The organism is Pinirhizobacter sp., from assembly GCF_036499745.1.
GTDB lineage: Bacteria > Pseudomonadota > Gammaproteobacteria > Xanthomonadales > Rhodanobacteraceae > Pinirhizobacter.
The window spans coordinates 1-10768 of the sequence record NZ_DASYDG010000040.1; the positions used below are offsets into that span (position 1 = coordinate 1).

Here is a 10768-nt window from a genome sequence, read left to right on the forward strand (position 1 = left end):
GGAACAACGGGCATACACGATTCAACGAGCATGGGTTCCTCCTAACCGACCACGGGCGACGCAGAGACCACTTCGAAGCCCAGCTTGTCCCGGTAGAACTCCACGGACGCCGGCATATCGAACACTTGTATGAGCGGTGTAACGCCTACGAGCTTCGTCGACATAGGTCCTCCGGGTGGCCTATGGAACCTTGGGCTTATCCCATGCACGAAGAATACGACGGGATATCAAAAGATTCCTTGCTGGAAGGATGAGCCCCGATTCGAATGGGGTCAGGAATATGGTGAACAGAACGATGAGCAGAATGCCGGCAGTGCGCGATCGCGGGTCAATCGCACGACACGTGTTGTGCACGAGCAAGGTGTAGACCAGGACGGGGGGGACGGTGACCAACGTGAACAACAACGCCATGAGGACGCCACTCCGCCCTACATCCGCTGCCCCCAATACGCACATCGACAGGAACCAGATAACGTGGACGACGTACGCCTTCATCAGGCGTGACCGCCTCTTGCGGAGCAGTTCCAGGAGGGCTGATTCCATTCCTAGGTACTTCCCATATCGGTCGAAAGCGGCTGCGCAGGTGCGTTTAGAATACGTCTTGAGACCGAAGTCGCACACTATGGAGGATGATGGGTAGGCTTACAGCCGTACACGGCCCAATCTGACTTGCCCCGAACTATCGGACTGCGTACTATTCCAGCCAACACACCCGCCACGCTGAGCCCTACTTCGGTAGGAGATGCGCATAATTGGCGGGTTTTTATTTGGTTGATGTATGCACTACCCCAAAGCAGCCCTGAGCTTCCCAAATCAGTTGATGCAGCTCCAGGAGCGGGGCTTGCGCGTTGCCAATCCTGATCGAGCCATGCACTGGCTTCGCCGCGTCAGTTACTACCGATTGAGCGCCTACTTCCTTCCCTTTAAAGAAGGGGAGAGCTTTCGCCCAGGCACTGAGTTCAACGACGTCGCCGGACTTTATATTTTCGATCGAAAGCTGCGTCTGCTCGTTCTTGATGCCATCGAGCGCATCGAAGTGGCGCTCAGGACGTCCATAACGTATGAGATCGGCCACGCCTATGGGCCATTCGGTCATACCGATCCGACTAGAACATCCAGATGTGCCTTTGGCTTCGATGCAAATTGCGCCCAACTGGAAAACACAGTCCGTTTGGCGTTAAAGCTCGGCAGCTGATTGGCTTGCAGATACTTATATCTTGAGTGGCAGAAGGCACGACCGTTCGTCTCTCTACTAGTGCACAGTCCGCATCTCTGGCAATAGAGCCGCATGGAACGCGTCTGGATCCTGCAGCTGTGGTGCATGTCCTGCATCAGGAAACTCCACGAGCGTCGCCTTTGGAATAGCTGCAACAGTCGCGTGTGCCAGTTTTGGATAGTCCCCCAACAGGGGCCGCTTGTCCGCCGGCGCGTATTCCTTGCCGATCGCCGTGGTGTCCTTGTCGCCGATCATCAGCAAGGTGGGCACTTTCAACTGCGGCAATTCGTAAACCACCGGCTGCGTCAGGATCATGTCGTAAAGCAAGGCAGAGTTCCACGCCACCACATTTTTCCCGGGGCCGCGATACATGCCCGCCAGCATCTGCACCCAACGATCGTAATCAGCGCGCCATTGGCCTGCGAAGTAAGTGCTTTTCTCGTAGTTCCGGATACGCTCGGCCGTGGTGCCAAGCTCACGCTTGTACCACTGGTCTACCGAAATAGGTGGCACGCCCTTGGCTTTCCAGTCTTCCAGACCGATCGGATCCACCAGTACCAGCTGGCGGGTTTCCTGCGGATAGGTCAAGGCATAACGAATGCCGAGCATTCCGCCGGTGGAATGGCCAATGACGGTGGCCTCATGTATGCCGAGCGAGTGCAGCAGGTCGTTGGTGTTCTTCGCCAACTGCTGGAAGCTGAACTGGTAGCTGGCGGGTTTGCTCGACTTGCAGAAGCCGATCTGGTCGACGGCGATCACGCGATACCCGGCTTTGGCCAGTACCTTGATGGTTCCCTCCCAGGTAGCGGAGCAGTAGTTCTTTCCGTGCAGCAATACCACCGTGCGCCCGTTGGCGGCTTTCGCATCCGGCGCGACATCCATGTAAGCCATCTTCAGTTCCTGTCGCTGCGACTGGAACGTGTAGTACGAAACGGGATACGGATAGTCGAATCCCTGCAACTCCGCTCCGTACACCGGGCCGGAGTCATTCCCCGTCGACACCTGGCCCAATGCCATTAACGGCAGGCAAACCAGCAAGCAGGCGAAAGCCAGGCAGCAAGCGAAAGATGCAGTACGACTGGTGTTGTTCATAGGTAGAAAGACGGCATGGCTAACACGATGAGGCGAGTCTACCGGCGCCCTGGGTTACGCTTTCGTCAGCGACAGGCAACGCCGCAGCCCGTCCGACGTATCGAACGGGCCGCGTGACACCCGAAGGCTCAAGCCGCGTAACGCTCCAGCCAATGCGCATACGGCGGCGGCAACGTCCACGATGGACGCTCCACGCCCAACGCACGCGCGGCCTGATACGGCCAGTGTGGATCGGCCAGGTGGGCACGTCCCACCATCACCAGGTCGAGGTGCCCTGCCTGGATCGCCTGCTGCGCGAGCTCCGGCGTACCGAAGCCCCATGCCGACGATACGGGAAGCCCCGTTTCGTTGCGCACGCGTTCGGCGACCGGCCCCAGGAAAGCCGGCCCCCAGGGAATATTGGCCGAAGGCGTTGAAAAGCCGACGCTCACGCTGAGCATGTCCAGGCCGCGCTGCTTGAAACCCTTGGTGAGCTCGATGGACTCCGCGAGAGTTTCATCATCACGTCCGTCGTACTCGATCACGCCGAAGCGCGCGGTAAGCGGAAGGTGGTCGGGCCACACCTCGCGCACGGCGGCAACCGTTTCAAGCAGGAAGCGGCTGCGGTTTTCCAGGTTGCCGCCGTAGCGGTCATCGCGGTGATTGGAGTGCGCGGAGAAGAAACTCTGGCCCAGGTAGCCATGGGCGAAGTGCAATTCCAGCCACTCAAAGCCAGCTTCCAGGGCGCGTCCGGCCGCGGCGACGAAATCCGCCTGCACGCGAGCGATGTCCTGCGTGGTCATGGCTTGCGGCAGTTTCGACAAGCCGCCGCCATAGGCGACCGCTGATGGCGCGATGGTCTGCCAGCCGCGTGGGTCGCTCGCGGCGATGTGGTCGTCGCCTTCCCACGGACGGTTCGCACTGGCCTTGCGGCCAGCATGGCCAATCTGGATGCCCGGGACGGCGCCGGCAGCTTTGATTGCCTGTACCACCGGCACGAACGCCGCCGTCTGCGCATCGTTCCACAGGCCCGCGCAGCCTGGGGTAATGCGGCCTTCCGGCGACACCGCCGTGGCCTCCACGATCACCAGCCCCGCGCCGCCGCGCGCGATGCTGGCCAGGTGCACCTGGTGCCAGTCGTTGATCACGCCGTCTTCGGCGGTGTATTGGCACATCGGCGGCACGGCGATGCGGTTGCGCAGGGCGACGCCCTTGAGCTGGAACGGATCGAACAGGGAGGCCATGGGACGATTCCTCGGTAGTAATACTAATGTTCGATAATAATCGAACTATCGAGCAAAGGTCAAAAGCGCTAGAATTTGCGCCATGCGCCCGTACAAGCACCCCACTGTCGACCAGTTCGCCCTGGAACGGGTATTCCAGGCCCTGAGCGACCCTACCCGCCTGGAAATCGTCCGGCACCTGGCCCGCGTGACCGAAGCCACCTGCGGCGAGTTGGACGGCGGCCGTCCGAAATCGAGCATGTCCCACCATTTCCGCATCCTGCGTGACGCGGGCCTGGTGCATACCCGCGGGGCCGGCACGGTGCACCAGAACACCCTTCGCCGCGACGAACTGAATGCCCGCTTCCCCGGATTGCTCGCCGCCATCCTGGCCCAGTCTGCCGACTGATCGAGACGCCCTATTGCTTCATCGCCACCAGGGTCACTTCGCGATTGCCCGGCTTGTTTGTCACCACCGTGGTCATGGTTTTTCCATCGGGCGATACCGTCATCTTCGCCACGGCAGTTTCCTTTCCGCTCATCATGGACGTCTCCTGCATCGCCTTGCCGACCATCTTCACGGCGACCATATCGGTGCCCGGATCGCCCGTGAAGGGCACCGGTTTGCCGTCGAGCCTGGCCGTATACGACTCGCCTCGCGGGTTGCTCATGGCGACGGTGTCGCCATTGATCTTGTAGGTATAGACCAGCATGTTGTCCGAGGCGTTCTGGAAGCTGGAGGTGTGCCAGGAACCTGCCAACGCGTGCGAACCCGCGGGGGCGGAAGCTACGCGTGTCATGGTGCCATTCACGTGTGATTCGCCGCCTGGACGGTTGGAGGTGGATTCAAACGTTGCCGTCTTGCCATCCGCCGCCACCTTTGTGGTTTCGGTGTAGACGACCTTGCCATCCTTCTTTCCGGTTTCGATCACCGTGTGCTCGTCGACCACTTTCACCGAGACCGTATCCGTGCGCGGGTCGCCGGTGATGGAATGATCCATGCCATCGGCCGCGACCTTGATCGGCGGCGTGCAATTGCAGGTGTATTGGCCATCCTTGAGCGTGATGACCATCGGCTTATTGGAGACCTGCACCTTGTCGACGTCGATTTTCCAGGTACCGTCGAATACGCTTTGCGCCATGGCAACGCATGGCAGCAGGCATGCCAGAAGCATCCCGCTGAAAAGTAACCTTTTCATAGACCATCCCCGACTAGCTATAACCGCGGCCGAGATCGCCCAGATAGCTCAGGTCCCCCAGGGTGCCAGTTCCACCTCTTTCTCCGAGTCCCAGCCAGGGCAACGTATCACCCAGGCGACAAGCCGGGCATTAGCCGTATAGCCGAGGTACTGCGAACGTCAGGCTGTTGCCGGATTATCCGCGGGAGCGCGAACAACGCGAAGCGGTTCGGCATTGGGTTGGTCGATGACCATGAACATGTCGTCGCCTACGCGTACCAGCTCGCGATTTCCGTCCTGCAGGAACCAGCGGGGGTGCGCGGTGTCGGCATCGGTCGTTAGAATGCCGTGAAGTCGGCCGAAGGTGTCGTGGACAGTGATCTGCACAAGCTTCTCCGGCGGCTGGGGTCCGCCGAGCGTACGCGGCTGCCTGTACGGATTTCAAGCGGGAAAAAGGAGGGCCGGGGGCGGCCCTCCTTTGCGCGACCAACGCCGCGCGTACTTACCCCAATACTTTCAAACTCGTCCGTCGCTTAGTTGACGCAACCGTTGATCTTGGTCTGGATCTGCGTCGGGTCGGTTACGCCGTTGATGCTCAGGAACGAAAGGCCGGTGAACTCGCCGATGGTGGCCACATTCGGGGTCACCGCCGGGTCGTACGGTGAATACAACACGCCACGCACGTGGTCCACGTCCAGGCCGTTGGCCGCGGAATTGGCCAGCAGGTAGGACACCGCGACGATCGGGTAATCGCCCGTGGTCGGCTCAGCGTAGTCTTCCGGGTTGACGATGCCGATGCACTGGGTCGTAAAGCCAGAATTGCCGAGCACCGGACGGCCAAAGCCATTGACGCTGCTGATCACCTTGTCATAGGTCACGCTCACCGGCAGCACGGTACCGCCATACGTGCTCGGGTCGATGAAGACCGTCGGAGCAGCGCGGGTCGAGACCGAAGCGAACAGCACGCCGGCGTTGAGTGCATTGGCGGTTTCGGCATAACCGATGGCGCCGTCGTTGGCAGGCTTGAGCATCTCGGTGATCACGCCCGGGTTGCCTGAAGCTCCGTCCGAAGACGAATACGTGGTGAGGTAAGCCGAGGCAGCCGTGGTGAATGCCTGGTCCGTCACGAACGCGGTGGCCAAGCCGTTACCACCAGTGCCGACGGCCGAACCGCAGACCTTCGACAGATGGTTGCTGAAGGCGAACGAGGTGCCGCTGCCATCCGAACGATAGACGATCTTGATCGGACCCGACACCGTGTAGCCGGACGGGATCGCCGAGGCAAGGTTCGCATCGTTCCACGTCTTGACGTTGCCTGAGAACACGCGGCAAACCTGAGCCTCGGTGAGGTTCAGCGCGGGCAGCGGCTCGTCCACGTTGGTGGCCGTGTTATGGGCGATCTTGCTGAAAACGATGGCGATGGCGCCAGAAACGGACGGGATCTGCACCGGCTGGCCGCTGGTATGGCCAGCGGCGTAGTTCGACAGATCGGTAGCAGCAAGCGGCGAATCCGAACCCACGAAGTGCGGCTGCGCGAGCGTTTCACCCAGCGAGGTGGCGCCAAAGCCGATTGGATTGGGCGAAGCAACGCAATCGGCGTTCACGGCGAACGCGGTGAGCTGGTTGCCGGCGAGGATGTTCTTGCCGCCGCCGCTGCCGGTCTGGCAGTAGGAAACGCTCAGCGTGGACGCCTGGGTGGCGGCGTACTCACCCAGCAGAGTGCCCTGGCCGGTGGCGGGCGAGTGCAGCGGTCCCTGCAGGCGGGTGGTGGTGTCACCGGCGTAACCGGAGGCCGGCAACGTCGCGCCGCCTCCGACAACGATGGAGCTCTGCGCGCTGGCGAGCGAAGCGAAACCGATCAGCAACGCACCCGCGAGCAACTTCATGCGGGTATCCCCAATGGAAAGTCCATTGATCATGGTGTATCCCCTTGCATAAAAGCCTTCCGAATTGAAGGCTCGACAACTATGCCCAGGGTGGATAACCAGCCAATTACGGTGGGGTGTCCGATATTATGTTGATGCAGTGACAATGATTAACTTCACTATAAATGCGCCAACCACATCACTGAAGTCACTTCATTGAAATCTGGTTTGTAATTCAGCACCTACACAATTTCGGCAGATACTGCGACCGCTAGCCCTTGCCGCTCGTTGCGTTAGCGGGAGTATATATCTCACTGGTCACACCTGGTTAACTTATGGACATTATCGGATAAATAATTACTCCGCCAGCCGGCTACGTTCGGCAGGCGTCAATGACGACTGCCTGCGGGCGCTAAGCCGCCCGGCTCCAATCACCTGTACGGGGCTATCGGGGTCGTAAGCATGCTTGTCGTCACCGCCGTCGATGCTCGCGCCGTTGTTGCCCTGGCTCAGCACCTGAACCGAGATGATCGACGGCATGCGGTCGCGGGCGTCGTCCTGCTGCTTGCGTGCAACGTCCTCGGCCACCTTCGACGCCGCGCTGGCCGCCGCATTGGCAGCACTGAGTGCACCGATGTTCACTTGCGCGGTCACCGGCACGCCGACGGCTTCGCCCTTCACCTGGATATTGTCGGCATTTGCCACGCGGGCTGCGGCGATCACCAGGTTGCCCGCTACACGGATGCCTGCGTCACCGGCATCCACGGTGCCGCGCGGGGCGATCAGGAACACATCACCTGCCGGCGCGCCGGCAATCGTCTGCAGCGTAGCAATGCCGGCGCCACTTACTACGCCGCGAGCATCGATCCGGCACCAAGCCTCGAACGTGCACTGGTAGGTAGGCGGAGGGATCTCGGACGACGTCTTCGCGCCCTGCCCGGCATTGATGTCGCCATTGGAGCTCCACATCACCAGGTCGCCGCCTTGCTCAGTGAAAATGCGGCTTTGCGCCAGCAGCACGCTGCGGTCGGTGAACACGTTGATGCTGCCCTGCTCCAGCGTAAGCACGCCCATCGTGTTCGGGCCGGCAAGAACCTTCCCTTGCCCATCGACGATCTGCGGTGGCGCCGAGGTGCTGCCAAGCAAAGCCTGTCCGCCGGGACCTACGATGGTGATGTCACCACCTTGTTGGGTCTGGATGGTGGAGCTGCGGATATCCAGGTCACCGGTATCGACGGTCTGCTCGGCGCCGTTAAGGCCGCCCAGACCCGCACCGTTGGCGGTATAGCCATCGGATGCGGGGAACAGGGTATCGATCGCCGCATATCCACGCTGGTATTTGTTGAAGAACGGACTGGAAGCGTCGTTGTAGTCGCCGCCGACCTTAGCCAGGAACTTGAACAGTTCTTTCTCGGCGAACAGCCTCTGCACGTATTCCGGCTGCGTATCGAAGAGCGCCCGGGCCTGTTCAGGCGACAAGGCTACCTGCTTCTTGTCCACCACCAGCCCCGTATCCACGACTTGTCCGGCGACGCGCTGCTCCATGAATGCGATGAGATCCGCCGTGGCGTCTCCGAAGCCATCGGCCTGGTCGGGGTTGTCCACGTAGCGGGCAATGAAATCCTTGGTGGCCACGCCAGGTCCCACACCGAAAGCAACATTTACGTCCGCGCTTTCATGCGGGAGATTCGGCTGATACAGGTTGCCTACCGCCTGGATACCGGTGAGTTCCGTCGGTTTGTTGACGGAACTGCTGGTGATCTCGCTCTCGTTGCTCAGTGGCCCGATACTGCGGCCGGCCTCCACAAGGAAATTGCCCGGGCCACCAAGCAACAGCGACGGTACAAGTTGATAGCCACCAGTAACGTAGAGATCCCACGCGGCGCTGCCCAGCGGGGTATCGTAAATATCGCGGCCGGCGGCAACGCGCGTGATGTCCGCATCATGCAGGTGTTGGCCGATGAACGAGAGATCGGCGATGTCCCGGCCGGCGTATATCAGTGCCTGCTTGCCGGGGTACACCACCAGGGACAGGAAATTAAGGCCGTTCGGGGCCGTGACGCCATCGACGATATCGCCGTTCAATGCGTAGATTTGCACTGGCGCATTGTCAGTTCGATCCAGGGGCGGAAGCGCCGACCCGGTCGCCAACGGTGGCGCGCCCGTCACGTTGATGTATCCGTTTGATCCAGCCACTCCAGTGACCGGCGCCAGCGGAGTCGGCAGGGACTCAGATGGGACGTCGATCAGTCCGAAGGATGTCGATACGCTATCGGCAACCGTCTGCCTGGAGAACTCGATAGAACCATCGGCAAACAGACCAAGGTTCCCGGCGGCCGAAGGATACAGTTCGCCTGCACTCAGGACGTCGATGTCGCCCGACAGCGAGCGAAGTTCCACGGTCGAGGGAAGCACTGGCCCCGCGACGCCACTTTGCGCCCCCTGGCTAAACAACGCCCCCGGTACCGATACGCTGCCAAGCGTGATATCGCCCCCGGTGCTGATGACTGCAAGCGAGGAATCACTACTGAACGCCTGGCTGTCGGCGTGCCCGGTTGGCAGCAGACGCGCGAAGTCGGGTTGACTGTAGTAAGAAGGATTGAACACACCGCCCAGATCTGCTCCCAGTCGTGCGCGTACGTCAACCTGCGCATCCTGCAGCCCGATGATCGTGGAGACTGACGACGTTATCGCCGACCCCTGCGGGCCCAGGCCCTTGATGGTGAAATTGTAGTCGGAGGCAATTCGCCCACCGGCGTCGATGTCGGCCGTTCCCTTCGACACGAAATAATTGCCACTCAGGATATCGCCGCCGGCATGCACCTGCAGGTCGCCATGTCCGATCGTGGTGATGGCCGAGCGATCGTCGTTGGCGATCCAGGTGGTGGGCAACGACACTGTAAGCTGGCTGATGTCGCCGCCGGCTTCCACGTCGACATTACCGCCCACACTCATCACGCCCTGCGCGAAGTTGCCGAAATTGATTGACGAACGGCTACCATCGGCGGCATTGCCCGTCTGCATCCATGGCCACCAGAACTGCTCGATGCTACTGCCCTTCGCTCCCTTGGTGATGTTGCCCTCACCATCGATGGCGTTGGCGATGCTGTCGATGTCTCCACCCGCCGACAGGGAAATATCCCCGGCGTGATCGGGATTGACCAGGCCGGTCACCAGCATGTCAGGTACGTTGGCGCTGCCGGAATCCAGTTCCGAAGGGCGCAACACGTTCACCCCCGTACCCGCGTTGGTCCCGGCCTCGGGCGTGCCGGCTGTATAGATGTTTGCCGGTGCCGTCTGGTCCAGCCATTGGATGTCGTCCCCAGCGGCAACGTCGATGGACCCGGTGCCCGTGCGCACGGTAGTCGGAAACACCAGGGTCTTGCCCGCGTAAGGGCTGTGAGGTGTAACGACGTCGGGATCGGTTAGCGAGTCGACAACGGCAAAGTGTCCGTCCAGCGTAACGTCGCCGGTACCATCGGTAACGACAGCAAGCGGATTGACCGCATCCAGGTCAGCGCCGGCGACGAGCCGGTACGAACTGCTTGGTCCATCCATCAGGGTGGCTGACGAAAGCGACGCGGGACTACCCAGGCGAGGCATGTTGGACGGGCTGTTGTCGGCCACGCTGGCAGGAACGGGAATCGTGCTGCCGGTGCCACCCCCCGTCGGGGCGGCGTCGGACTTCGGGGCGAACGGCGCGTAGAAAAGCTGGCTACCAGCGGCGTTGCCGACTCTCGAGAATACGTAGTTGAAATAGGTCGAGTGACCGGTGATGTACTGCGAGTAATCCGCGGTGTAAAGACCGTAGTCGTCGTCGATCGGCAACAGCAGCGGTGATGGGGTGGTGGATTTCTTCGTCGAGCCAAAGTTGGCCGACAACCACGACTGGTAGGCCGCGGCGTACTCGGCGTAGGTGCCATACACGCCCGGTTGCGGCGCAAGCAGGGTCGTCGGGCTATAGGCAAGGAAGTGTTTTACGATCGAACCATTCATTACCTGGAACTGATACGCCCACTTGCGATTGCCCACACCGTCGCCGATCTCGCCGATATAACCCTCGTAGTTGGCGTAGTAGTCGGCGGTTTGGTTCTGCAACGGTGCCTGCAGTGGCTGGTAGTACGGATCGGCGGTGATGTCCGCGACGCCACCGCCCGGTGTCGCGCCACTGGCCACGGTGCCGTTCTTCAGGTTGATCGAGCCGTTCCAGATGCC

General features: G+C 61.0%; 9 protein-coding genes. 2 read left to right on the forward strand and 7 right to left on the reverse strand.

The features are described 5' to 3' along the window. Positions 1–41: 41 nt before the first annotated feature. On the reverse strand, positions 42–164 hold the full coding sequence (locus VGM61_RS14340; RefSeq protein WP_331523510.1) for a VOC family protein: 123 nt from the start codon (positions 162–164) through the stop codon (positions 42–44). Between the two features lie 614 nt (positions 165–778). Between VGM61_RS14340 and VGM61_RS14345 the strand changes: the two genes are divergently transcribed. Then, positions 779–1195 (forward strand): Abi family protein, encoded by a 417-nt coding sequence (locus VGM61_RS14345; protein WP_331523511.1) that lies wholly within the window; start codon positions 779–781, stop codon positions 1193–1195. Between the two features lie 57 nt (positions 1196–1252). Here the strand turns inward: VGM61_RS14345 and VGM61_RS14350 are convergent, their stop codons facing one another. Further along, entirely contained in the window at positions 1253–2233 is a 981-nt protein-coding gene (locus VGM61_RS14350; RefSeq protein ID WP_331523512.1) for an alpha/beta hydrolase, read from the reverse strand. Positions 2234–2436: 203 nt separating this feature from the next. Further along, complete coding sequence (locus VGM61_RS14355; RefSeq protein WP_331523513.1) at positions 2437–3531, reverse strand: NADH:flavin oxidoreductase/NADH oxidase; 1095 nt, start codon at positions 3529–3531, stop codon at positions 2437–2439. 82 nt (positions 3532–3613) lie between these two features. Here VGM61_RS14355 and VGM61_RS14360 point away from each other — a divergent pair, with 82 nt between their 5' ends. Further along, positions 3614–3919, forward strand: coding sequence for a helix-turn-helix transcriptional regulator (locus VGM61_RS14360; protein WP_331523514.1), 306 nt, complete (start codon positions 3614–3616; stop codon positions 3917–3919). A 10-nt stretch (positions 3920–3929) separates the two neighbouring features. Here the strand turns inward: VGM61_RS14360 and VGM61_RS14365 are convergent, their stop codons facing one another. From VGM61_RS14365 to VGM61_RS14380, 4 genes are all read right to left on the reverse strand, one after another. Further along, positions 3930–4709, reverse strand: coding sequence for a hypothetical protein (locus VGM61_RS14365; protein ID WP_331523515.1), 780 nt, complete (start codon positions 4707–4709; stop codon positions 3930–3932). A gap of 159 nt (positions 4710–4868) precedes the next feature. Further along, the gene (locus VGM61_RS14370; protein ID WP_331523516.1) at positions 4869–5075 is read right to left on the reverse strand and encodes a hypothetical protein; all 207 of its coding nucleotides are present in this window, start codon (positions 5073–5075) and stop codon (positions 4869–4871) included. Between the two features lie 146 nt (positions 5076–5221). Then, positions 5222–6574 (reverse strand): substrate-binding domain-containing protein, encoded by a 1353-nt coding sequence (locus tag VGM61_RS14375; protein WP_331523517.1) that lies wholly within the window; start codon positions 6572–6574, stop codon positions 5222–5224. A 336-nt stretch (positions 6575–6910) separates the two neighbouring features. Next, positions 6911–10768 (reverse strand): filamentous hemagglutinin family protein (locus VGM61_RS14380; RefSeq protein WP_331523518.1); only part of this gene is annotated, 3858 nt, incomplete at its 5' end.

Bases quoted from the DNA above. Each gene is read 5' to 3' on its own strand.
- VGM61_RS14340 (WP_331523510.1), bottom strand. From the start codon at position 164: ATGTCGACGAAGCTCGTAGGCGTTACACCGCTCATACAAGTGTTCGAT.
- VGM61_RS14345 (WP_331523511.1), top strand. From the start codon at position 779: ATGCACTACCCCAAAGCAGCCCTGAGCTTCCCAAATCAGTTGATGCAG.
- VGM61_RS14350 (WP_331523512.1), bottom strand. From the start codon at position 2,233: ATGGCATTGGGCCAGGTGTCGACGGGGAATGACTCCGGCCCGGTGTAC.
- VGM61_RS14355 (WP_331523513.1), bottom strand. From the start codon at position 3,531: ATGGCCTCCCTGTTCGATCCGTTCCAGCTCAAGGGCGTCGCCCTGCGC.
- VGM61_RS14360 (WP_331523514.1), top strand. From the start codon at position 3,614: ATGCGCCCGTACAAGCACCCCACTGTCGACCAGTTCGCCCTGGAACGG.
- VGM61_RS14365 (WP_331523515.1), bottom strand. From the start codon at position 4,709: ATGAAAAGGTTACTTTTCAGCGGGATGCTTCTGGCATGCCTGCTGCCA.
- VGM61_RS14375 (WP_331523517.1), bottom strand. From the start codon at position 6,574: ATGAAGTTGCTCGCGGGTGCGTTGCTGATCGGTTTCGCTTCGCTCGCC.